The sequence below is a fragment of the Rhizobium sp. LEGMi-198b genome, assembly GCF_054114205.1.
The window spans coordinates 245,303-269,443 of the sequence record NZ_JBSYVH010000004.1; the positions used below are offsets into that span (position 1 = coordinate 245,303).

A 24,141-nucleotide genomic window follows, 5' to 3' on the forward strand; every position below is an offset into this window, starting at 1 on the left:
CCTAAATCAGCAGAAATAGCCACCCCCATCCCCGGCGATCCCGAGAAGAAAGCGCGCAATGGAGCCAACGAGCAGCAAAGCGTCCCCCTGGTGGACCCGCAGCGTGCACGCGGACCGGCGGCCGTTCCTGATTGGCCGCAATGCCATCCAGGCGGCGCTGCGTGAATTCTTCATCCGCAACGGTTTTATCGAGGTCGACACGCCAACGCTGCAAGTGTCGCCGGGCAACGAGGCGCATCTTCATGCCTTCGCCACCGAGGCGCTGACGACGGACGGCCAGAAGGCGCCCTTCTATCTCCACACCTCGCCGGAATTCGCCTGCAAGAAGCTGCTGGCTGCCGGCGAGGAGCGCATTGCCTGTTTCGCCCACGTTTATCGCAACCGCGAGCGCGGTCCGCTGCACCATCCGGAATTCACCATGCTGGAATGGTATCGGGCGGGCGAGACCTATGAGACGCTGATGGCCGATTGCGCCGCTCTGCTGGCGCTGGCGGCGAAGACGGTGGGGGCAAAGAAACTCAGCTATCGCGGCGCCGAAACCGATCCGTTCCTCACACCGGAGCGTATCAGCGTCGCTGCGGCCTTCGAACGTTATGCCGGGATCGACCTGCTCGGTTCGATCGGTCTCGACGGTTCGACGGATCGTGAGCATCTGGCGGCCGAGATGCGGCGTGTCGGCATGCGCGTTGCAAACGACGATCACTGGCCCGATCTTTTCAGCCGCGTGCTGGTCGAGAAGGTCGAGCCCTATCTCGGCTTCGGCCGGGCGACGATCCTCGACGAATATCCGGTCTTGGAGGCGGCTCTTGCTCGGCCTTCGGCTAGGGATCATCGGGTGGCCGAACGCTTCGAGCTCTATGCTTGCGGTGTCGAGCTCGCCAATGCTTTCGGCGAACTCACCAATGCCGTCGAGCAGCGGCGGCGGTTCGAGATCGAGATGGCCGAGAAAGCCCGCATCTACGGCGAGACCTATCCGCTGGACGAGGAATTTCTTGAAGCTCTCGCAGCCATGCCGGAGGCGAGCGGCATAGCGCTCGGCTTCGACCGGCTGGTGATGCTAGCGACCGGGGCCTCGCGGATCGAACAGGTGCTCTGGGCACCTGTTTCGGAGTTCGGTTCATGAATGTGATGCGCCCGATCAGAAATGTCGACGACCTCGAACAGGCCGGTCTGATCGATGCCGGCGAGGCTCTTTCCCTACAGGCGGTGGCGGAGCGTTACGCCATCGCGCTGACGCCCACCATGGCAAAGCTGATCGACCGCAGCGATCCCGCCGACCCCATCGCCCGGCAATTCGTGCCCGACAAGGCCGAACTCATCGTCACGCCGGAAGAGCGGGCCGATCCGATCGGGGATCATGCCTATAGCCCCGTCGAAGGCATCGTCCATCGCTATCCTGATCGCGTGCTGTTGAAGGCCGTGCATGTCTGCCCGGTCTATTGCCGCTTCTGTTTCCGCCGCGAGATGGTCGGGCCGCAGGGACTTGGAACGCTGGATGCGGCGGCACTTGATGCCGCTTTCGCCTATATCCGCGATCACCGGGAGATCTGGGAGGTCATCCTGACCGGCGGCGATCCGCTGGTGCTGTCGCCGCGCCGGCTGGAGGAGATGCTCAGTGTGCTCGCCGATATCGATCATGTGAAGATCGTCCGATTCCACACCCGTGTACCGGTCGTCGATCCGCTGAAGATCGATGGAGCGCTGATTGCGGCGCTGAAGGCGAGCGGCAAGACGGTCTATGTGGCGCTGCATGCCAACCATCCGCGCGAGCTGACCGGCGAGGCGCGTGCGGCTTGTGCGCGGCTTGTCGATGCCGGTATCGTCCTGGTCAGCCAGTCCGTCTTGCTGAAGGGCGTCAATGACGATCCGGATGTGCTGGCGGCGCTGATGAAGGCTTTCGTCGAGACGCGGATCAAGCCCTATTACCTGCATCACCCCGATCTTGCCCCTGGCACCAGCCATTTCCGCCTGTCGATAGCGGAGGGGCAGAAGATCGTCGCTGCGCTGCGCGGCCGCATTTCCGGCCTATGCCAGCCCACCTACATCCTCGATATTCCAGGCGGCCACGGCAAGGCGGACATCGGCAGAAAAGCCGTCCGCGAACTCGGCGAAGGCTGCTATTCCATCTCGGACTATCGCGACGGCGAGCATATCTATCCGCCGGAGGGATAGTCTGTTCCCGAGCGGTTTCTGCTACTTCGGGATGTCTAGGCGCCGCGTTTGTAAATGAATTTTGCTGGAAAATTGGCGCATTAACCTTGCGGCCAAGTACCATTTTTCCGCACATCCTTCCCTGCATATTTTAGAGTTGTAAGATATCACCCTGCAAACGACAGCTTACATGGCTTAAATATCGTAAATTTCCTTTAGATGAAGCTAAAATATAAGATTTTCTTGCTAAGTATAGCGTGGTTATATTTACCACGTCGCTTAGCGGAATGTTCTATTTTACCTGTTACTTCTCGGCCCAGGATAAGACGGCCTTGCTGCCGTCGTGTTTGCGATTGCCTGGAGGGACTACAGATGAATGAGACGATTCGCGATTTGCTGGCCAAGTTTGGTGCGCTCCCCGTTACGATGGATCAGATTGCCGACGATGCCGATCTCTACGCGGCCGGGCTGTCTTCCTTTGCGTCGGTGCAGCTCATGCTTGGCATCGAAGAAGCTTTCGACATCGAGTTTCCCGACAACCTGCTGAACCGCAAATCCTTTGCCAGCATCGTCGCCATCGAAAAGACGGTCGCCATGATCCTGGATAGCCGAAAGGTTGCCTGATGAACGTGGCGGTCGCTTTGGTCGAAGCCGGAGCCGGAGATACCGCGGCGGTGCGCGCCGCGCGCGTTGCGGCAATTGCCGGCAAATATGCTGATGCAGTCGACGCCGAAGGTCGATTCCCGCGCGAGGCCGTGGATGCGATGCGCGCCGAAAGGCTGCTGTCGATCCAGATCCCCGCCGATCTTGGCGGCGAGGGTGCTTCGACCACCGAAATAGCCGAGCTCTGCTCCATCCTTGGTCAAGCCTGTGCGGCCAGTGCCATGGTTTTCGCCATGCATCAGATCAAGCTGTCGAGCCTGGTCGAGCACGGTGCCGGCAGCGACTGGCACTGCGATTTCATGCGCCGTATTGCCAAGGAGCAGCTTCTGCTGGCATCGGCGACGACGGAAGGCGGTATCGGCGGCAATCTCCGCAACAGCATCTGCGCCATCAAGGTCGAAGGCGACCGCTGCTTCCTGGAGAAAGACGCAACCGTCATCTCCTACGGCGCCCATGCCGATGCGATCCTGATCACCTCGCGCAGCCATGCCGAGGCGGCCTCTTCCGACCAGGTACTGACGGTTTTCCTCAGGGATCAATACACGCTGGAGCGCACCGTCGAGTGGAACACGCTCGGCATGCGCGGCACCTGCTCCGACGGCTTCCTCTTCAAAGGCGAGGCGCCGGCCATGCAGATCCTCCCGAAACCGTTTGCCGAAATTGCCGCGCAATCGATGCTGGCAAGTTCGCATCTGCTCTGGAGCGGCGTTTGGTACGGCATCGCGGCCGACGCGGTGGCCCGCGCCCAGGCTTTCGTGCGCGCCGCGGCCCGCAAGTCGCCCGGCACACAGCCGCCCGGCGCGTTGCGGCTGGCAGAGGTCTCCAGCCTGCTGCAGATGGTGAAATCGAATGTCGTGGCCGGTCTGAAAGTCTATGAAGAGGCCAAGGCCGATGCCGACCGGCTCTCCTCGATGGCCTTTGCCGTCGCCATGAACAACGTCAAGATCGCGTCGTCGGAAATGATCCTGCCGATCATCAACCACGCCATGCTGATCTGCGGCATCACGGGCTATAAGAACGGCACGCCCTACAGCCTCGGCCGCCATCTGCGCGACGCGCATTCCGCTCAACTGATGATCTCGAACGACCGCATTCTCGGCAATACGTCGACCATGCTGCTCGTCCACAAGCAAGATACCAGCCTGTTAGGGTAACCGTCATGGATATGCAGACCTCGTTTCTCGACCGCCTTTTTGAATCCGGCCTTCTGATCGACACCGGCATTGATGGCCTTTATGGCCGCAGCGGCCAGTTCGAAGACGTCATTTCCGCTTTCGAACGGCTGATCGACAAGTTCGGCGGCGCCGATGGTGCTGAAGCCATCCGGTTTCCGCCCGGCATGAACCGCGCCTTCTTCGAAAAGAGTGGTTACATGAAGAGCTTCCCGCAGCTTGCCGGCACCGTGCACAGCTTCTGCGGCAACGAACTCGACCATATGAGCCTGCTGAAGTGCATGGAAGTCGGCGACGACTGGACGAAGGACCAGCAGGCGACCGATATCGTGCTGACGCCGGCGGCCTGCTATCCGCTCTATCCGACGGTTGCCAAGCGCGGCGCATTGTCCGACGACGGCGCACTCTTCGACCTGCAGTCCTATTGCTTCCGTCATGAGCCCTCCAAGGATCCGGCTCGCCAGCAACTGTTCCGCATGCGCGAATATGTCTGCATGGGCAGCGAAAAGCATGTGACTGATTTCCGCCAGAGCTGGATGGATCGCGGCGTCGAGATGATGAAGGCTGTCGGCCTTGAGGTAACCATCGACGTCGCCAACGACCCGTTCTTCGGCCGCGCCGGCAAGATGCTCGCCAACAATCAACGCGATCAGAACTTGAAATTCGAGCTGCTGATCCCGATCACCTCCGTCGCCAAACCGACCGCCTGCATGAGCTTCAATTATCATCAGGACGCCTTCGGCGCGAAATGGGGCCTGAACTTTGCCGACGGCAGTGTCGCCCATACGGCCTGTGTCGGCTTCGGTCTGGAGCGCATTGCGCTGGCGCTGTTCCATACTCATGGTCTCGATACCAAGGAATGGCCCGAAAGCGTGCGCAAGGCGCTGTGGGGCTGATCGCTTCCATGGCTGCCGTCTTTCAGGGACTGGATCCCACCGCCTACAAGCCCCATGCGCTGCACGACAGCGAGCGCATGTGGCCGGAAACCAATTGCTATATCGATCTCTGGATCGAGGTGCTTTCGAGCCTGAAACTGCAGCCGGAAGCCATGCTCGGCTTCACGGTGCGCCAAGATTTCGAGGGGGATCAGTTCACCTTCTTCAAGGTGCCGCTCGAAGATCTGGAAGCGCTCTACGGCATCCGCTGCACCGAACTGGCAATCTATGACAAGATCCAGCACCATGTCGCCGAGCAGATCGGCCGTGGCCGGCTCTGCCTTGTGGAGATGGACTCCTTCTATATGCCCGACACCCAGGGTGTCGGTTACCGCCGCGAGCACGGCAAGACGACCGTCGCCATCAACAGGCTGGATATGGCGGGCCGCGAGCTCGACTATTTCCATAATGGCGGTTTCTTCCGGCTGTCGGGCGAGGATTTCGACGGGCTGTTCCAACTGCATCTGGGTGACGAGGACCTGCCCTTCCTGCCCTATACGGAATTCGCGAAGTTTCCCGAGAACGGGCCGGGCGAGGCTGCCGTCCGGCAGACGTCCAGGCAACTTCTGGCTTTCCATTTCCGTCGCCGTCCCATGGACAATCCCATCCGTGCCTTCGCGGCAGTTTTCCCGGCGCAGGTGGAAGCGGTGGCCGAGCGGCCCTTCGGCTTTTTCCATAAATATGCCTTCAATACGCTGCGTCAGCTCGGAGCCAATTTCGAGCTGGCGGGCAGTCATCTCGGCTGGCTTTCGGGGGATTTTTCGGCGGTTGCCGACGAGGCGCGGCGAATTTCGGAAGCGGCGAAATCGGTGCAGTTCCAGCTTGCCCGCGCCATAACCCGCAAGAAATTCGAGCCGCTGCGGACGGCCCTTGATCCGGCCGCGGATGCGTGGGATTCCATGATGGGGCTGATTGAACAAAAGCTTTAGTTACACATGATCCTATCCAAAAGCTGCTTTGCATTTTTGGGATCATGTCTTGAGCCGGGAGATCCAATGCACGGGCGTTTGGCAAGCTTTGGCGGCGAGACGCTGCTGAGCGAGGGATGGAATCTGGTTCTGACGGATGCGGGCGCCTGCGCCTCGCCTTCGGACGTGCCGCTTTCGGCCGGTTTCATCCCGGCGTCGGTGCCGGGCACCGTGGCCGGGGCGCTGGAAAAGGCCGGGCTTTTTAATCGCGAGTATCCCCATCCGCTGAACGACAAGGACGCCTGGTATCTTTGCCGGTTGGTCGACGCCGACCCTGGCAATGCGGTTCTGCGGCTCGATGGGTTGGCAACGCTTTGCGAGGTCTTTCTGAACGGCAGAAAAATTCTCGTCTCCGAAAGCATGTTCGAGGCCCACGAACTCGCCGTCCATCTGCTGGGCGGCGATGAGCTGGCGCTCTGCTTCCGCGCACTGGAGCCGCGGCTTGCCGAACCTGGCCCAAGAGCCCGCTGGCGGCCGCAGATGATCACGCGGCAGGGGCTGCGCCTAGTGCGCACGACGCTGCTCGGCCATATGCCCGGCTGGTGCCCGGAAATTCACGCGGTCGGTCCCTGGCGGCCGATTTCGCTTTTGCGTCCGCATAGCCCCGTCATTCGCGATCTCTCCCTGCGTCCGGACCTGCTGGAGGACGGCGAGGGCCGGCTTTATGCCTCGCTCGTCATCGAAGGACCGGTCGGCGAGATCGTGCTTCGTTGTGGCGACGCCGAACAGGCATTCGTGCAAGACAATAGCGGCCACTGCACCGCATTCCTGAAAATCCCGGGCGTGATGCCATGGTGGCCGCACACCCACGGCACGCCCTGTCTTCATGACGTCGCGCTGATCATCGAGGGCGTTGAATATCCGCTCGGGCGCACCGGCTTCCGCCGGCTCGCGGTCGATCGCGGTGCGGACGGCCAGGATTTTGCGCTTGTCGTCAATGGCGAGCGTATCTTCTGCCGCGGCGCAGTCTGGACGACGGCGGATATTGCCCATCTGCCCGGCGGCCGCGAAGATTACGAACCCTGGCTGCGGCTGGCGGCGGAGGCGGGGATGAACATGGTCCGCATTGGCGGCACCATGGCCTATGAGACCCCGGAGTTTTTCCGCCTCTGCGACGAACTCGGCCTGCTGGTTTGGCAGGATTTCATGTTCGCCAATTTCGACTATCCGAAGAACGACAAGGCATTCAACGCCCATGTCGAAGCGGAGGCGGCGCAGCTTCTTTCCGGCACGCGCCTGTCACCCTCGCTCGCCGTCCTTTGCGGTGGGAGCGAGATGTATCAGCAGGCGGCGATGCTGGGATTGCCGGAACGGTTTTGGGCAAGCCCGATCGTGGAGGAGATCATTCCGGCCGTCGTCAAGGCCATCCGGCCCGACGTTCCCTATGTCGTCAATTCTCCTGCGGGCGGCGCTATGCCGTTTTCCCCGAATGCGGGCGTGACGCATTATTACGGCGTCGGGGCCTATATGCGGCCGCTTGGCGATGCGCGCCGTGCCGATGTTCGCTTTGCTGCGGAAAGCCTGGCTTTCGCACATGTGCCGCAAGGTCGGACCTTGGCGCAGCATCTGCCGGTTCCGGCAGTCCATAGCCCGCTATGGAAAGAGCGCGTGCCGCGCGATCGCGGTGCTTCCTGGGATTTCGAGGATGTGCGCGACCATTACTTGCGCGAACTCTACGGTTTCGAGCCGGACCGGCTGCGGCGGGAGGATCCGGATCTCTATCTCGATCTGTCTCGGGCCGTTACAGGCGAAGTCGCGGAAGAAACCTATGCCGAATGGCGCCGCCAGGGCTCCGGCTGCAGCGGCGCACTCGTCTGGACCCTGCAGGATCTGCTGCCCGGTCCCGGCTGGGGCGTGATCGATTCCACCGGCGAGCCGAAGCCCATATGGTATGCGCTCCGCCGCGCCTTCCGGCCGGTGCAAGTATTGCTTACCGATGAAGGCACGAATGGCCTCGATGTGCATGTCATCAACGAGGGCGATGTTGCCCTTGATCTTGATCTTGATGTGGTCTGCCTGCGGGACGGCCGGCAGTCCGTGGTCAGCGGCAAGCGGGAATTGTCGGTTGAGGCTCGCGGCAAGCAAAAGATAGCCTGCACTGATCTTTTCGGCGCCTTCTTCGACACGACTTATGCCTTCCGCTTCGGCCCGCCGTCGCATGACGTCACGGTGGCGCGTCTTACGGCGCGCGAGACCGGGGCGCTGATCGCAGAAGCCTTCTATTTCCCGCTGGGCAGGACGAAAGCCTTTCATGAGGGCGAAATCGCTGCCTCCATCACGCAACAGGACGGCCATTGGTTCCTCGATCTGCGCAGCGACCGGTTGGTACAATCGGTGCAGATCGATTTCGAAGCCTATCGGGCGGAAGATGACTGGTTCCACCTACCACCTGGGGCGACCCGGCGGTTGAGGCTTCATCCGAGGGCAGGGACGTTGGTGGAGACTGTTCCCACGGGTCAGATCGGGACCTGGGGTAGCCGGCGGATAGTCGAAGTGTGATCAAGGCGCTGCAAATGCGGAGTTCTATCTCGCCCTTGGCGGGCGAGAAAGTAAAAACTTAGGATTAGGCGAGGGCTCGTCCCTCGTCTAATTCTTAGTTTTTACAAGAGCGGGGGTAGGCAGGGACGCACTGATCCCGAAACCCGTCAATGCGAGAAACGGCCCCCTCTCTTGCAATTTCAATGGCTTAGAAATTGCGCCAAATTTTTGAATATGCAGCACCCGCGATGACGCAATTCCTAAACCAGTGAAATTGCTATCTCGCCCGCCAAGGGCGAGATAGGTCTTGCGCTAGCCCCAACTACAAAGTCACGCCATCCGGCCCGAACAGATGGCAGCGTTCGGGATCGATGTGGATGCTGACCGTTTCGCCCGCGCGGATGGCCTGCTGATCTTCCAGCGCAACCGTCAGTGCCTGACCGCCCTGCAGTGTAACGTACAAGATCGTCTGGCCACCGAGGTGCTCGACGAGATCGACACGGGCGTTGCCAAGCGCCAGGCCGCGATCGCCGACGTTCAGGTGCTCCGGGCGGGCGCCGAGCGTGACCGGCTGTCCGGGCTGCAGGCCGCCCAGCCGGCGCGGCAGACGGACGGTTTGGCCGTTGAGGTCGATGACGGCGGAGCCGTCGTCGGAGGCAACGATCCTGGCTTCCAGGAAGTTCATCTTCGGCGAACCGATGAAGCCGGCGACGAACTTGTTACGCGGCTTGTTGTAGAGATCGAGCGGGGCGCCGACTTGTTCGATGTTGCCGCCATTCAGCACGACGATCTTGTCGGCCATGGTCATGGCTTCCGTCTGGTCGTGGGTGACGTAGATCATGGTGTTGCCGAGCCGTTGGTGCAGGCGGGCGATCTCGACGCGCATCTGCACGCGCAGTTCGGCATCGAGATTGGAGAGTGGTTCGTCGAAAAGGAAGATCTTCGGTTCGCGCACGATGGCGCGGCCGATGGCGACGCGCTGGCGCTGGCCGCCGGAGAGCTGCTTCGGCTTGCGCTGCAGGAGCTGCTTGATCTGCAGGATTTCGGCCGCCTTCTCAACGCGCGGCTGGATCTCCTGCTTCTTCATGCCCGCCGTTTCCAGGCCGAAAGCGAGGTTCTTGTAGACCGACATGTGCGGATAAAGCGCATAGGACTGGAACACCATGGCGATCCCACGCTTGGAAGCGGGGACATCATTCATGCGGCTGCCGTCGAGATAGAGCGCGCCGCCGGAAATCGGCTCCAGGCCGGCGATCATGCGCAGCAGCGTGGACTTGCCGCAGCCGGAGGGGCCGACGAAAACCGCGAATTCACCGGGCTCGATTTCCAGGTCGATGCCGTGGACGACCTGAAGCTCGCCATAACGCTTGATGACCTTCTGCAGCGAGACGCTTGTCGCCATGGGCGCTTCCTCCTTGTTGGTCCTGATGGCTCGCAGGGCCGTCGTCATGCCGGCCTCCAGCTCTTATATTTCGTGCTTTCCGGGCCGACTGGAAAGCGGACTTCGGCGCGCGTTTCCGACGATTCGTAGAACGCGGTCACCAGCTCCAGTGCCTGGCGGGCGTCGACCGTGGTCACAGGCAGCGGTTCGCCGGAAACCAGCGCCTCATGGAAGAGCTTCATCTGCGTGTTGAAGCGGACCGGCACCGGTGTCCAATCGGCAAGCAACGCATCGATCTTTGCAGCGACCTCGTCATTGGCCGGCACGATTTTCCAAGGGTCCTGGCCGGGACTGTAGGGCTCGTGATTGCTTTCGATCAGGACGTTTTCGAAAGCGAGGCGCAGGCGGCTGATCTGTTCTTGCGAGCCAAGCGTCGCGCTGATCGTCGCTAGCGCGCCGTTCTCCATCAGCAGGCTGGCGCTGGCGCAATCTTCCACCTCGATATCGTTGACGCGGGTGGCGACGCGGCCGAAAAGGCCGGCGATCGGCCCCATCAGATAGGTCAGCATGTCGTGCAGATGGATCGAATGCGTCATCAGCACGCCGCCGAGTTCCGTTGCCCATTTGCCGCGCCAGGGAACGGCGTAATATTCCGCCGTGCGGACCCAATGGGTTTCAGAGGTGGCGACATAGGGCCTGCCAGCGATGCCGGCCTCGATGATGCGCTTGGCCTTCTGGATGCCGTCGCCATAACGATATTGGAAGATCGGCATCAGCTTGCCCTTTGCCGTCTTTTCCGCCGCGATGATTGCGTCCACGTCGGCGAGGGAGCCGACCAGCGGCTTTTCGCAGACCACATGCTTGCCGGCGGCAAGCGCCTGCAGGATCATTTCGAAATGCGAGCCCGGCGGCGTGCAGATGTCGATAATATCGATGTCCGGCATGTTCAGGACCTCGACGAAATCCTTGATGCGCCTCGTAATGCCGAATTCGTCGCCGGTGGCGTTCAGGCGCTCTTCGTTGAGATCGCAGAGTACGGCGACTTCGAAGCGGTCCGGATGCGGCAGATAGCCCTCGACAATATGGGAGCGGCCGATACCGAGACCGATGACCGCAACTTTCTTTACGTCGGACATGTGCAATTACCTTTGTACGCTGTTGAGCGATGTCGCTTCGGCCAGAGCCTGCGCCTTCAGCGCCAGCTCCATGGCCTTGAAGCAATGGTCCTGTCCCATCGCGGTTTCGGTGCGGTCCCTGATATCGCTAGCCAGTTGCCGGCCATAAGGCAGCTCGACACCGCTGCAATCGATATGCTGCATGCCCTTGCGGTCGGTCAGGAACAGGTGATCGGTGCCGGGGCGGCCGGCGACGTCGATGTATTTGCGCAGCTCGATGGTGCCTTCCGTGCCGACGATGAAGAGGCGGCCGTCGCCCCAAGTGGAAAGGCCGTCGGGCGTAAACCAATCGACACGGACATAGCCGGTGACGTCTGGCGTACGCACATGGAAATCGCCGTAATCCTGCAGGCCGGGTGTCTCGGGATTGGCGCGGTTCGAGACCGTCGCCGACAGAACCTCGGCTTCGAGCGAACCGGCGAAGAACAGGAATTGCTCGCATTGATGCGAAGCAATGTCGGTGATGATGCCGCCATAGCGCGTGCGGTCGAAGAACCAATCTGGCCGGGTCGGCTTGCGCAGCCGGTGCGGCCCGAGGCCGGTCGTGTGGATCACCTTGCCGATGGCGCCGGCCTTGACCAACTCTCCGGCCTTTACGGTCGAGGCGGTTTCGAAATGTTCGGAATAGAGGATGGAGACGATGCGCTTGGTTTCGGCCTGTACCCTGCGCACTTCGGCGAGCTGATCCAGCGTTACCATGCCGGGCTTGTCGAGCATCACATCCTTACCATGCCGCATGGCATCGATCGCGACGCCCGAGCGTTCGCTGGAGATCGCTGCGCTGACGATCAGGTCAATCGAGCGGTCCTCCAGGATTTCACGCTTGTCCGCGACGCGTCTTGCCTGCGGGAAGCGCCCGGAGAATGCGGCCGCAAGCTCGTCCTCCGCGGCGTGGAAGGCGACCAGTTCCGCGCCGGCCCGCAGCATGACGTTGACTTGGCCGTAGATGTGATCGTGGTTGAGACCGATGGCAGCAAAGCGCAGGGCGCTCATACGACATTTCCTTTCAAGTATATTCTTTGCAGCATGACCCCCGGACATCGCCGGGGATCATGTTTTCGCGTCAGCGTTTGAGGCCGGCCGTGGCGATGCCGTCGATCAGCAGCCTCTGGAAGAACAGGAAGATCAGGAAGACGGGGATCAGCGAAATGCTCGACATGGCAAAGAGGCTGCTCCAGTCGGAGCTTCCGGTCGAATCCACGAAGGAGCGTAGGCCGAGCTGCACCGTGTAGGTGTTGATGTCGGAGAGATAGATCAGCGGACCGAAGAAATCGTCCCAGGTCCAAATGAAGGAGAAGATGGCGGCGGTGGCGAGAACCGGCAGCGACAGCGGCATCATGATGCGCCAGTAGATGCGCCAGGGGCTGCAGCCGTCCATCATTGCCGCTTCGTCGAGCTCGCGAGGGATACCGCGGAAGAACTGCACCATCAGGAAGATGAAGAAGGCGTCGACCGCCAGGAATTTCGGCACGACCAGCGGCAGCATGGTTTTCACCCAGCCGAGCTTCAGGAACAGGATATATTGCGGGATCAGCGTCACATGATAGGGCAGCATCAGCGTGCCGAGCATCAGTGCGAACCAGAAATTTTTGCCCCAGAAATTCAGCCGCGCGAAGGCATAGGCCGCTAGGGAGCAGGAGACGACATTGCCGATGACGGAAAGGACGGCGATGACGACGGAATTCCACACGAACGAGCCGAAATTCACCTGCCCGCCGAACCAGCCGCGGGCATAGGCGCTGAAGTCGAACTGCGACGGGATTAGCGAGGCCGAGCCAAAGATTTCGTTCTGATCCTTGACCGAACCGGACAGCATCCACAGCAGCGGATAGAGCATCACGATCGATGCGCCGACCAGCGCGACATGGATGAGCACGGACAAGAACCAGGGGCGCTCGCGCGGCGGGTTCAGATCGTCGGGAAAATGGGTGAGCTTCGCGTCAGTCATCGTAGTGAACCCAATAACGAGCGGAGAGGAAGGAGAAGGCGGTGAAGACCGCGATAATGATCACCAGGACCCAGGCGAGGGCTGCGGCATATCCCATGCGGAAATAGCCGAAGGCTTCCTGGTAGAGGTAGAGCGTGTAGAACAACGTCGAGTCGATCGGCCCGCCGGTGCCGGACGAGATGACATAGGCCGGCGTGAAGGCCTTGAAGGCGTCGATGGTCTGCACGACCGCGTTGAAGAAGATGACCGGCGTCAAGAGCGGCAGGGTGATCTTGAAGAAGATCCGTGTCTTTGATGCGCCGTCGAGGCTGGCCGCCTCATAGAGATCGGTCGGGATCTGCCGGAGGCCGGCAAGGAAGATGATCATCGGCGAGCCGAACTGCCAGATGGCCAGGATGATGAGGGTGTAGAGGGAATAGTTGGGGTTGGAGATCCAGCTCGGGCCGTTGATGCCGAGCACATACCAGAGCAGGGTATTGACGACGCCGTCGCCATCGAAAATCTGCCGCCAGAGCACGGCGATGGCGACGCTGGAGCCGAGCAGCGACGGCAGATAGAAGATGGCGCGATAGATCGGCAGGCCACGAATGCCGCGGTTGAGCAACAGCGCCACCATCAGCGCGAAGGCAAGCTTCAGCGGAACCGAGCAGACGACATAGAACAGCGTCACCTTCATCGACGAGATGAACTTGTCGTCGCCGGTGGCGATGCGCGCATAATTGTCCAGCCCAACCAAATGCGGCGCCTGCAGCAGGTTATAGTCGGTGAAGGACAGGTAGAGCGACACGATCGCCGGTCCAAGCGTCAGGCCGAAGAAGCCGATGAACCACGGCAGGAGAAACAAATAGCCCGGCGCGTTGCGCGCAAATGCACTCGGCGCCTTCTGATAGGTTTCGACGCGCACTGGCGCGCTCGCGCCGATGGCCAAGCCACCGGCAACGCTGTTGCGGTTTGTGCCCACGGTATCAGCCTCGCGTTATGTTTGCCGCCGCCTGTTCGACGAACTTCGCTCCAGCGTCCTGTGCGCTGGTTTTGCCGAAAGCCACTTCCTCGGCGATTTTCTTCAGCAGGAATGCATTTTCACCCGCACCGTTCGGCGGAGACGGCGGGAGTGCTCCGACCTTCGGCGTCAATCGGCCGATGTAGTCGACAACCTGTTTGCTTGTCGCATCGAGATCCGGCGTCAGCAGATCGCGGATCTTCGGGGAGGCGGGAACGCCGCGCTCTACGCCGAGTATCTTTGCGCCTTCTGGATCTTCCACGAGATAATTGACGAAGGCGACGGCGGCGTCCTTGTTTGCGGAGGTTGCCGAAACCGACATCAGCATCGAGGGTTTCAGATACTGGCCGGGCTTGCTGCCGGGGTCGCTGGGATAGGCGATCAGGTCGATCTTTTCCTTGACGAGGCCCTGAATGGCGACGAACTGGTTGGAAAAGGCGTAGCTGACGGCCGCCTTCTTGGTCACCAGCATGTCAGTCTCGAGGGTCTGCTTGTAGAGCGCCTGCACGTCGGCCGGCACGCAGGCGCCGATTTCGCGCAGATGGCCCCAGAAGGAAAACCATTCGGCGGCATCCTTGGCCTCGAAGCCGAGCTTGCCGTCGCTCGTATAGAGCGCCTTGCCGCGCTGGCGCAGCCAGCATTCGAAGTCGGGCTCTCCGCCGCTCTGATCTGCGGTGCCGTAGAAGCCGCGGCGTTTCTTGGCGGCGGTGACCTTGGCGCAGGCCTCGCCGAGCTGCTCCCAGGTCATGCCGTCATGCGGGGGCTCGACGCCGGCTTCCTGCCAGGCTGCCACATTGACGACGACCATGGAGGAATTGACCCCGAGATTGACGCCGTAAATCTTGCCATCGACCTTGCCGGAATTGATATTGGGAGCCCCGAAATCCTCGATCGCCAGGCTCTTGTCGAGATAGGGCGTCATGTCGAGCAGCGCGCCGCGGCGGGCGTATTCAAAGATGTAGCGATAATCCATCTGAATGAGATCGGGCGCATTGCCGCCGCCGGTCTGCGTGGCAAGACGCGTCCAGTAGCTGTCCCAGCCGAAGGATTCGCCGGCGATCGTGACGTCCGGATTCTTGGCCTGATAGGCCTTCACCGCCGCAAACGTGCGATCGCTTCGCTCCTTCGATCCCCACCAAAGAAGGCGCATGGAGGTTGCCGCATTGGCGCGGTTAAGTCCGATACCGCTGAAAGCTAGCGTCGCTGCCATGCCGGCAAGCAACTGCCGGCGATCGATCGTCAAAGTCATCCTGGTCTCCTCCCCAGTTAACCGGTGATTTACGAACTGCTTTTGCATGATATAACTATTTGGTTACAAGTTGGATAGAAACGCGACCGCTGTCAAGCGCCAATCGTGTCGCAATCAAACGACCTGCGCTGAGGCTGGAGAGGTCCGTTGCGGAAGAGATAGATCGGGGAGGAGGAATGTCCATGGTGACCAGAGCGACGCAAGGAACTGAAAAACCAGCGAAAGCCGGCGCTTACGGGAATGCGGAAATGAGGCCGGCGAAGGTGCCGCGCAATCCGCAGCGCACCCATGCCATGATCCTGGAAGCGGCGACGGAGGAATTCGCCGCTCACGGTTTCGGTGGCGCGAGGGTGGATGCGATTGCGGCTCGGGCGCAGACCAACAAACGCATGCTCTATCACTATTTCGGCGACAAGGAGGGGCTCTATGTCGCCGTGCTGGAAGCCACCTATGCGGCAATCCGCAATGCCGAGAAAAATCTCGACCTTGCCCGCCGTGATCCCGAGGAAGGGATGCGCGAACTTGCGCTTTTCACCTGGCATCATTTCCTTGAGCATCCGGAATTTTTGAGCCTGCTCGTTACCGAAAACCTACATGAAGCGCGCTATCTGAAACGTTCCGACAAGATCTTGGCGATGCATTCACACTTCATCGGCGAACTCGCCGACGTACTGCGACGAGGTGAAGCAGCCGGCATTTTCCGGCCGGCCATCGACCCGGTGTCGGTTTACCTTACCATCGCCGCGCTCGGGTTCTTCTACCTGTCCAATCGCCATACGCTGTCGACGATTTTCGCCCGCAAGCTGACGGCCCCGGCGGCGCTGAAAGCCTGGGGCGAGCATATCGTTTCGGTGACCTTGGCTTCGATCAGGGCTTAGCATGAACTCGCGGCGCTCCGGCGATCACGAGAAATTTTCGAAAGGCGATTGACAAATCCGGACGTATCGCGCGATCGTGTAACTATATAGTTACATTGGCTGATCGACCAAGCCTTTGCTTTTCCTGACTCTGGAGGGAGTCGGCTCAGAAATTCAGGAGGGATCATGAAGCGCGTTGGTATCATCATGCACGGCGTCACGGGACGCATGGGGCTGAACCAGCATCTCATCCGTTCGATCGTGGCGATCCGCGCCGGAGGCGGCGTGTTGTTGTCGAACGGCGAGCGCGTCATGCCCGATCCCGTCCTCGTCGGCCGCAATGCGGCGCGGCTGGAAGAGCTTGCCCGCAAATATGGCATCGAGCGCTGGACCACCGATCTCGACGGTGCGCTTGCCGACCCCAACGACACGATCTTCTTCGATGCGGCGACGACGCAGATGCGCGCCGAGCTGATTTCGAAGGCGCTGGATGCCGGCAAGCATATCTATTGCGAAAAGCCGATCTCCGACGACCTCGACGCTGCGATTGCGCTCGCCCGCAAGGCCAAGGCATCGGGCCTGAAGAACGGCGTCGTGCAGGACAAGCTGTTCCTACCCGGCCTGCGCAAGATCGCCATGCTGCGCGACAGCGGTTTCTTCGGCAAGATCCTCTCCGTGCGCGGTGAGTTCGGCTACTGGGTGTTCGAAGGCGACTGGCAGACGGCGCAGCGGCCGTCGTGGAACTATCGCAAGAAAGACGGCGGCGGCATCATCCTCGATATGCTCTGCCACTGGCGCTATGTGCTCGACAATCTCTTCGGGCCGGTGAAGGCGATTAGCTGCCTCGGCGCCACCCATATTCCCGAACGCGTGGACGAAGCCGGCCGGCATTATGTCGCCGATGCCGATGATGCGGCCTATGCCACCTTCGAGTTGGAGGGCGGCATCATCGCCCATATCAATTCCTCCTGGGCGGTGCGTGTGCGCCGCGACGATCTCGTCACGTTCCAGGTAGACGGCACGCATGGCTCGGCCGTGGCGGGACTGACGCGCTGCTGGACGCAGCACCGTGTCAACACGCCGAAGCCGGTCTGGAACCCGGATCAGCCGCAGACCATCGACTTCCACGACACCTGGGACGAAGTGCCGGATAACCAAGTCTACGATAACGGCTTCAAGATCCAGTGGGAAATGTTCCTGCGCCATGTGCTCGAAGACGCTCCCTGGCGCTACACGCTGACGGAAGGCGCCGAGGGCGTGCAGCTCGCCTCTCTCGGCCTGAAGAGCTGGGCGGAGCGCCGCTGGCTGGATGTCGAGCCGCTGGAGATTTGAGGGATGGTGGCTTCCCAAATATCGGGATGGTCAGGATATCTCGTGGGTGCTGCATCTATGTGCATGGCCCCTCACCCTAGCCCTCTCCCCGCCGAAGCGGGGAGAGGGGACGACCGAGCAAAGCGGTGTTTGCCTTAGCGGAACAGCGAAGGGTTGGCACGACAGAACTCCCTCGCCCCGCTTGCGGGGAGAGGGCTGGGGTGAGGGGCCAGGCGCAAATGTGCGGCATAGGCAGACTTGCCTGACGATCACAGGAGCCATCTGAAATATGACCGAACCGTTGAAAATCAGACTTGTCGAGGCCGAGACCTTCGAGCGGCCGGTGACATTGCGGCTTCCTTTCCGCTTCGGCGCGGCGACGCTGCGGGAGGCGCGGCAGATTTTTCTGCGCGTCCGCATCGAAGATGCCCGTGGGGGTTCGGCAAGTGGCATGGCTGCCGAGCTGATGGTGCCGAAATGGTTCGATAAATCGCCGGAACTCTCCAATGCCGACAATGAAAACCAGCTTCGCCGCTCGCTGGCACTGGCTCTCGACGCCCTGAAAAATGCGGGATTGGGTACGGCTTTCGCGCTCCATGCGGCCGTCGAAGCGGTGCACCATACGCGGGCAGCCGCCGAGGGGCTGAACGGACTGGTCGCGTCCTTCGGCCTGGCGCTTGCCAATCGGGCGGTTCTCGATGCGCTCTGCCGGCTGGAAGGGTTGACGGTTGCGCAGGCGATCAGGGCCAACCGCCCCGGCGTCGATGCATCGACGGCGCCCGATCTGGCGGGCTTCGACCTGCCGGCTTTCCTCAAGGGATTGGCGCCGGCCGAAAGCCTCGCCGCGCGGCACACGGTCGGTCTGATCGATGCTATCCGAGCGGGCGACATCCCGGCCGCCGACCGTTTGAATGACGGCCTGCCGGAAAGTTTCGAAGAGGCGATCGATGCCTATGGCCTGACCTTCTTCAAGGTGAAGGTATCGGGCGTTCCCGATGCTGATATCGACCGTCTCTGCCGCATTGCCGCTGTCATCGATGCCAAAATGCCGGCTTATTCGGTGACGCTTGACGGTAATGAGCAATTCGCGTCCGCCGAGGCGGTCGCCGATCTGCTGACGCGCATCCAGGCCGAACCGCGGCTTGCCCGTTTTGCGGCTTCGATCCTGTTTGTCGAGCAGCCGATCGCCCGCGCTTACGCCTTCGAGAAGCCGGTCACGGCGCTTGCGGCCTTCAAGCCTGTCGAGATCGATGAATCCGATGCCGATATCAACGCTTTCGTTGCCGCCAGACGGCTTGGCTATACCGGCATCTCCTCTAAATCCTGCAAGGGTTTTTATCGTTCGCTGCTGAACCGGGCGCGCGTCGCCAAGTGGAGCGCCGATGACGGTGTGGTCTATTTCATGTCGGCAGAGGACCTGACGACACAGGGCGGTCTCGCCGTACAACAGGATCTGGCGCTCGCCTCGCTGATCGGCATGACGCATATCGAGCGGAACGGCCACCACTATGTCGACGGCATGGCCGGCGCACCCCAGGCTGAGCAGGCGGCTTTCGCACGGGATCATGCCGATCTCTACGCCGTTCGAAACGGGCGGACGCGATTGAGGATCGAGGGTGGAAGGGTCGCGATCGGTTCGGTGATCGGCGCGATCGGCCTCGGTTCATCCGTCGAGCCGGATTGGAGCGCGATGGAGACGCCGCCGGCATAAGATTTCGGTAATGGCCAGGCATGCTCCGTTTTTGACGCGCTGTCGTGCATGGCCCCTCACCCTTGCCGTCTCCCCGTTCGGACGGGGAGAAGGGACTACGGAGCAAGCCAACCGATCCAACCACTCGGATCGAGGCAATATCATGCATGATAAACCCGCTCACCCCGCTGTGCGGGGAGAGGTTGGGTGAGGGGCCACGCAAAAGGTGCGGTCGAGCCGGACCAACCTGACCATCGTTATTGCAGACTCTGGAGGAGAAACATGCAGTCGTCATCGAAGAAGCGCTATGCGCTGGTCGGCACGGGCAATCGCGGCGCGACCATGTGGGGCAAGGATCTGGTCGAGCGCTGGAGCAATGAGGTCGAACTTGTCGCCGTCTGCGATCTCAACGCGATGCGGGCCAGGCATGCGCTGGACTATATCGGCGCCTCCGTGCCGGTCTATACCGATTTCGACGAGCTGTTGCGGGTCGAAAAGCCGGATCTCGTCATCGTTTGCACCCGCGATTCCACCCATGACGATCAAATTGTCAAAGCGCTGGAAGCAGGCGCCAATGTCATCAGTGAAAAGCCGATGACGACCACGGTCGGCAAGATCAAGCGTATTCTTAATGCCGAGGCTCGGACGGGCAAGCGGGTCGACGTGTCCTTCAACTATCGTTTCGCGCCGACGGCGGCGAAGATCAAGGAACTCATCAATTCCGGCGTTATCGGCGATGTGACGTCGGTCGATTTTCATTGGTATCTCGACACCAGTCATGGCGCCGACTACTTCCGGCGCTGGCACGCCTTTGTCGAAAATTCCGGCAGCCTCTTCGTTCACAAGGCGACGCACCATTTCGATCTTCTGAACTGGTACCTCGATTCCGATCCGGAAAGGGTATCCGCCTTTGCCGATCTCAAGCACTATGGTCGCAAAGGCCCCTTCCGTGGCGAGCGCTGTCGCACCTGTCGGTACAAGGACGAATGCGATTATTATCTCGATATCAGCGCCACGCCGCTGCTCGAGAGCCTTTATGAAGACCCGTCGACGGTCGATGGTTATGTTCGCGATGCCTGCGTCTTCCGTGAGGATATCGACATTCCCGACACCATGGTCGCCTCGATCCGCTATCGCAACGGCGTCAACGTCTCCTATTCGCTGAACACCTATATGCCGATCGAAGGCCACCATATTGCCTTCAACGGCCACAAGGGGCGTATCGAGCTGCGGCAATATGAGAAGCAGCATTGGACGACGCCGCCGGCCGACGAAATCGTCGTCATGAAGAATTTCGGTGATGTCGAGCGCATCTGGGTGCCCTATTCCTCGGGCGGCCATTACGGCGGCGACGACCGGCTGCGCAACATGCTGCTGCGGTCCGGGCCAAACGACGAACTGAGACAGCGCGCCGGTTCACGCGCGGGCGCGCTTTCGGTTCTCTGCGGCATCGCGGCGTTGGAAAGCAGCCGGACCGGCCAGCAGGTATCGATCGCCGATATCTGGGGTCAGGATGACGGGCTCAACCTGCTCGAGGCGCGGCCTTAGAGCGGCTTAACTTTTCATGGAAAAGCAAAACCGCTGAGGCTCAATTGCAATTGCGCAACTGCGAGGCATAGAGCGCGGACATGTTGGCGACCTTCTGCGCCGTGCGCTGCAGGTCGCCATTGCCGCGCCAGGCTCCCTGCTGATAGCCCTTCCAACCGACATAATAAGCCAGATAAAGATTATAGGGATCGTTGAGTGGGATGCCGTTCCGCAGATGGCTTTGGGCGTGATACCAGCCGATGAATTCGATCGCGTCGGAGAAGTCGGAGCGGCGTGCGCCCCAGCGGCCCGTGTCGCGCTGGTAGTGATCCCAGGCGCCGTCGAGGGCCTGAGAATAGCCATAGGCGCTAGAAGGTCGCGTCCAGGGAATGAAGCCGAGCAGTTTCCTGCGCGGCGGCCGGGCATGCGGCTGGAAGCCGGATTCGGCGTAGATCGTCGCCATCAGGATCGGCACCGGCACACCGTATTCCCGTTCCGTACGTTCGGCGGCGCGCTGCCAATTGTTGAACCAGCCGTCGCGCTGATCGAAGATCGCGCAGACATTGCGGGTATGGGACGGTGCGGTGGCGCAGCCTGCCAGCATTCCGAGCAGCAGCACAGCGGCTATGGAGACGATACGGGTACGCATAACTAGAACCTCTTCGCTGAAGAGATTGCTAGGCCAGAATGATTAAAAACGGGTTTTCCGCATGTGCCGAAATGAGGCGGTTTGGTGATGATTCCGAGGCTTTACGCCATGCGCGCCAGGTCCTCGCGGCGGATTTCGTAGAGCAACGGCTCTCCCTCGATGAACCGGCTGACTTCATCGACGGCCATCTCGCCGAGGCGGGTGCGTTCCAGGCCGACGGCGCCGGCAATGTGCGGCGTCAGGAAGACGTTCGGCAGATCGTAGAAGGCTGAGCTTGTCTCCGGGATTTCCGGATCGGTGACGTCGATGATCGCGTCGATGCGGCCGGTCTTAAGTGCTGCGAGCAGGGCGGTCTCGTCGACCAGCGCGCCGCGCGCCGTGTTGATGAAGGTGGCGCCGTTTTTCATCAGCGACAGGCGGTGAGCATCGATCATATGCCGTGTCGCCGGCAGCGATGGGGCATGCAGCGAGACGATGTCGGCCCGCGCCATCAGGAGGTCGAGTTCGGTCTTCTCGACGCCGAGTTGCCGTGCTTCCGCCTCTCCGACCATCGGATCGTAAAGCAGGATCCTATAGTCGAACGGCGCCAGCAATTCGATCACCCGCCGGCCGATGCGAGAGGCGCCGATGATGCCGACCGTTCGGCCGTAATTGCCGATCGCTTGGCTCTGCATCGGCTGCGTGCGGTTGCGATGACGGTCAGCGACATAGACGTCCCGGAAGCGGAAGACCTGCTTGCCGGCGAAGATGATGGCGGCGAGGGTGAATTCGGCGACCGGCAGGGCATTGGCCTGCGCCGCATGGCTAACCGATATGCCCCTGGCGAACAGGCTGTCCTCGATCAGGCCTTTCACGGTGCCGGCCGCATGTGCCACCAGTTTCAGATGCGGCGCCTGCGCCAACACAGGGGCATCGATATGCGGCGAGCCCCAAGCGGTGATCAGTATCACCGTCTCACTTAGCAGCTTTCGCGCCCTTTCGTCGTCAAAGCGCTCCATTGGCGCGGCGTCCAATACGCGGCCGATCACTTCGAGCCGCTGGATCAGCCCCGGCGTCAGGACATGCTGCGTCCGTGCGGGCTGCATGGCGAAGGCGATGGCGGGGCGGTCTGGGGCCGATTGGGTCATGCCGGTCGTCCCGGCACGTCGATGGCGCTGACGGTGATGCCCTTTTCGGCGATCAGTGCGCGCAAGCCATCGAGATCGGGTTTAGTGGGCGGCTTCGTCCAGGCGCCTGAGAGGGCAGCGGGGTCATGCTCTACCAGGATGGCGGAAACGAGAATGGTTTCGCCTGCCGGAATCGCCCCGCGCAATTGCGGCACCAGCGTCTTGGCAACGATCAGATTGGTGTTGGGCGGCGCTTTCTGCGCCAGGCCGTCGCGCGGGATGGTCGAGCCGAGATCGAGAATGCCGCTGAAATCCGCCTCGCCGACAACATAGGCAGCGCCTTTTTGCGAAGACAGTGTATCGGCCTCGAAATCCCGCCGGGCAATGGCGAAACCGCCTTCGGCTGTCTGCAACGGGCGGGGCGTGGTGATCCTGTGCAGGCGGATATGCCAGGGTGCCGCGGGGATCAGCCAGGTTTCGACGGTGACGTCAGGCCATGGCGACCACTTGGCATAAAGCGTATCGCCGGCGAGCTTCGCCTCTTCATTGGTTTCGCGAACACGATAATGGAGGCCATCGTCACTGAAGGCGAGCATGCTGTCGAAGGCGCCGCCGGCAAAGGCACGCTCGTCGCTTTCAACGCTGAAGCCGTAGCGGGCGGAATAGGCGAATTTGGCGTATTTTTCCGACCCGAAGCGCATCTGCAGGTTTTCCTGGCCTGAGGACAGCGCCACGACATCCGCTTTGCCATGCATCATCACCATGCCGGGGTGCTTGAGCGGCGCGATCGTCGGCTCGGCGACATGCGGCTTTTCCTCGGCGGTCCAGAAGGGATGCGTCTCGGGGAGCGCCAGCGGCAGGAAAGCCTTGAAGGCCCAATAGGGGGAGCCGGCTGAATTGTAGTTTTCCGACATCAGAAGATTGGGATAGCCATAGCCGATCGGCAGCGTACCGTCGCGATTGGCGATCGGCTTGTCGGCCCACCAGCGCAGGTGCCGCAGGCAGAGCCCCTTGATCTCACCCCAAGGCAACGCCTCGACATCGGCGAACGCCAGCGCCGACCAGAAGCCGGCGCAGGCGAAGCGGTAGGTGAGGCTGCGGCCGAAGGGCACGGTGGCGCCATCGGGCGCGAACCAGTGGCGAAAATCCTTGGCAAAGAGGACGGCGCGTTCGCGGTAGCGCTTGGCGCGGTCGTCATCGACGAGCCTGGAATAGATCAGCCCGTAAAAATGCATGGCGAAGGGAATGTAGTGATCGACGCGCCTGATATTGCCGTCGCGATACCAGCCGTCAGCAATGTAGAACCCGTCCAATTCCCTGAGATATTCTTCCGTCAGGCTGCGATCGAACGCCGCACCGAGCCGGTCGAGGGCGATATCGACGAGGACGCGGAAGAATTTCCAGTTGTTCTCGGCATAATCGAACGCGCGGGCATGCTTGAGATAGGCAATGAGATTGTCGCGCGCTCTGCCATCGAGCGGTTCCCAGATCTTTTCCGGCACTAGGGCAAGCGCAAAACCAAGGGCGGCGAGTTCGACCATACGCTGGTCGCGGCCGTTGACGGTGCCCCAATATTCCGGATGGCCGGGGTCGACGCCATTGGCAATCCCTTCGGCATAGCGGCCCCAATGCGCAAAATCGCCGCCGCCGGCGCCGAATGGTGCGAGACCCCAGAGCGGGCGGGCGAAGCCTTCGAGATCGGCGGCGGCGCGGTCGAAATGCGCGCCGGCGGCATCGATACGGACACGGGCATTGCCCCTGGAGAAGTACGGAAGCAGCGGATAGAACAGGTCGATCAGCGCTCGGCGCATGTCGGTGCGATTTTCCAGCGGATTGCCGGCGAGCGGGTTGGTGCTGGCGGGGTCGTAGGTCATCGGTCTG

General features: G+C 61.3%; 20 protein-coding genes. 11 read left to right on the forward strand and 9 right to left on the reverse strand.

Going from position 1 to position 24,141, the window contains the following annotated elements; all coding sequences use genetic code 11:
- Window positions 1-58: 58 nt before the first annotated feature.
- From epmA to ACXHXG_RS17660, 7 genes are all read left to right on the forward strand, one after another.
- The gene (gene epmA / locus ACXHXG_RS17630; protein ID WP_457900127.1) at window positions 59-1,123 is read left to right on the forward strand and encodes an EF-P lysine aminoacylase EpmA; all 1,065 of its coding nucleotides are present in this window, start codon (window positions 59-61) and stop codon (window positions 1,121-1,123) included.
- Entirely contained in the window at window positions 1,120-2,172 is a 1,053-nt protein-coding gene (locus tag ACXHXG_RS17635) for a lysine-2,3-aminomutase-like protein (RefSeq protein WP_457900128.1), read from the forward strand. Before epmA ends, ACXHXG_RS17635 begins: the two co-directional genes overlap by 4 nt.
- Before the next feature lie 351 nt (window positions 2,173-2,523).
- Window positions 2,524-2,775 (forward strand): acyl carrier protein, encoded by a 252-nt coding sequence (locus ACXHXG_RS17640; protein ID WP_104824796.1) that lies wholly within the window; start codon window positions 2,524-2,526, stop codon window positions 2,773-2,775.
- A complete protein-coding gene (locus ACXHXG_RS17645) occupies window positions 2,775-3,968 on the forward strand; it encodes an acyl-CoA dehydrogenase family protein (RefSeq protein WP_457900129.1) in 1,194 nt (397 codons plus the stop codon). The genes ACXHXG_RS17640 and ACXHXG_RS17645 overlap by 1 nt, the downstream gene beginning before the upstream one ends.
- A 5-nt stretch (window positions 3,969-3,973) precedes the next feature.
- A complete protein-coding gene (locus tag ACXHXG_RS17650; protein ID WP_104824794.1) occupies window positions 3,974-4,882 on the forward strand; it encodes an amino acid--[acyl-carrier-protein] ligase in 909 nt (302 codons plus the stop codon).
- A gap of 8 nt (window positions 4,883-4,890) precedes the next feature.
- Window positions 4,891-5,850 (forward strand): DUF1839 family protein, encoded by a 960-nt coding sequence (locus tag ACXHXG_RS17655; protein WP_457900286.1) that lies wholly within the window; start codon window positions 4,891-4,893, stop codon window positions 5,848-5,850.
- A gap of 66 nt (window positions 5,851-5,916) precedes the next feature.
- Complete coding sequence (locus tag ACXHXG_RS17660; RefSeq protein WP_457900130.1) at window positions 5,917-8,388, forward strand: glycoside hydrolase family 2 protein; 2,472 nt, start codon at window positions 5,917-5,919, stop codon at window positions 8,386-8,388.
- Between the two features lie 301 nt (window positions 8,389-8,689).
- On the opposite strand, the gene ACXHXG_RS17665 is transcribed toward ACXHXG_RS17660, so the two are convergent.
- The 6 genes from ACXHXG_RS17665 to ACXHXG_RS17690 all read right to left on the reverse strand — a co-directional run bounded on the left by ACXHXG_RS17665 (window position 8,690) and on the right by ACXHXG_RS17690 (window position 15,120).
- Complete coding sequence (locus ACXHXG_RS17665) at window positions 8,690-9,769, reverse strand: ABC transporter ATP-binding protein (protein WP_457900287.1); 1,080 nt, start codon at window positions 9,767-9,769, stop codon at window positions 8,690-8,692.
- A gap of 44 nt (window positions 9,770-9,813) precedes the next feature.
- Window positions 9,814-10,884 (reverse strand): Gfo/Idh/MocA family protein, encoded by a 1,071-nt coding sequence (locus ACXHXG_RS17670; protein WP_457900131.1) that lies wholly within the window; start codon window positions 10,882-10,884, stop codon window positions 9,814-9,816.
- 6 nt (window positions 10,885-10,890) lie between these two features.
- A complete protein-coding gene (locus ACXHXG_RS17675) occupies window positions 10,891-11,916 on the reverse strand; it encodes a Gfo/Idh/MocA family protein (protein WP_457900132.1) in 1,026 nt (341 codons plus the stop codon).
- Window positions 11,917-11,986: 70 nt separating this feature from the next.
- On the reverse strand, window positions 11,987-12,871 hold the full coding sequence (locus tag ACXHXG_RS17680; protein ID WP_457900133.1) for a carbohydrate ABC transporter permease: 885 nt from the start codon (window positions 12,869-12,871) through the stop codon (window positions 11,987-11,989).
- Window positions 12,864-13,799 (reverse strand): carbohydrate ABC transporter permease, encoded by a 936-nt coding sequence (locus ACXHXG_RS17685; RefSeq protein WP_457900288.1) that lies wholly within the window; start codon window positions 13,797-13,799, stop codon window positions 12,864-12,866. The genes ACXHXG_RS17680 and ACXHXG_RS17685 overlap by 8 nt, the downstream gene beginning before the upstream one ends.
- Window positions 13,800-13,836: 37 nt before the next feature.
- Window positions 13,837-15,120 carry an ABC transporter substrate-binding protein gene (locus tag ACXHXG_RS17690; protein WP_457900134.1) on the reverse strand — a complete coding sequence of 428 codons (1,284 nt, stop codon included), beginning with the start codon at window positions 15,118-15,120 and terminating at the stop codon, window positions 13,837-13,839.
- A 182-nt stretch (window positions 15,121-15,302) separates the two neighbouring features.
- Here ACXHXG_RS17690 and ACXHXG_RS17695 point away from each other — a divergent pair, with 182 nt between their 5' ends.
- From ACXHXG_RS17695 to ACXHXG_RS17710, 4 genes are all read left to right on the forward strand, one after another.
- On the forward strand, window positions 15,303-15,998 hold the full coding sequence (locus ACXHXG_RS17695; protein ID WP_457900135.1) for a TetR/AcrR family transcriptional regulator: 696 nt from the start codon (window positions 15,303-15,305) through the stop codon (window positions 15,996-15,998).
- 165 nt (window positions 15,999-16,163) lie between these two features.
- On the forward strand, window positions 16,164-17,309 hold the full coding sequence (locus ACXHXG_RS17700) for a Gfo/Idh/MocA family protein (RefSeq protein WP_457900136.1): 1,146 nt from the start codon (window positions 16,164-16,166) through the stop codon (window positions 17,307-17,309).
- Window positions 17,310-17,577: 268 nt separating this feature from the next.
- A complete protein-coding gene (locus tag ACXHXG_RS17705) occupies window positions 17,578-18,999 on the forward strand; it encodes a mandelate racemase (protein ID WP_457900137.1) in 1,422 nt (473 codons plus the stop codon).
- A gap of 261 nt (window positions 19,000-19,260) precedes the next feature.
- Entirely contained in the window at window positions 19,261-20,526 is a 1,266-nt protein-coding gene (locus tag ACXHXG_RS17710; protein ID WP_457900138.1) for a Gfo/Idh/MocA family protein, read from the forward strand.
- Window positions 20,527-20,566: 40 nt separating this feature from the next.
- Here the strand turns inward: ACXHXG_RS17710 and ACXHXG_RS17715 are convergent, their stop codons facing one another.
- From ACXHXG_RS17715 to ACXHXG_RS17725, 3 genes are all read right to left on the reverse strand, one after another.
- Entirely contained in the window at window positions 20,567-21,154 is a 588-nt protein-coding gene (locus ACXHXG_RS17715) for a transglycosylase SLT domain-containing protein (RefSeq protein ID WP_457900139.1), read from the reverse strand.
- Window positions 21,155-21,255: 101 nt separating this feature from the next.
- On the reverse strand, window positions 21,256-22,281 hold the full coding sequence (locus tag ACXHXG_RS17720; RefSeq protein WP_457900140.1) for a hydroxyacid dehydrogenase: 1,026 nt from the start codon (window positions 22,279-22,281) through the stop codon (window positions 21,256-21,258).
- The gene (locus tag ACXHXG_RS17725; RefSeq protein ID WP_457900141.1) at window positions 22,278-24,134 is read right to left on the reverse strand and encodes a DUF2264 domain-containing protein; all 1,857 of its coding nucleotides are present in this window, start codon (window positions 24,132-24,134) and stop codon (window positions 22,278-22,280) included. Before ACXHXG_RS17725 ends, ACXHXG_RS17720 begins: the two co-directional genes overlap by 4 nt.
- Window positions 24,135-24,141: the final 7 nt, after the last annotated feature.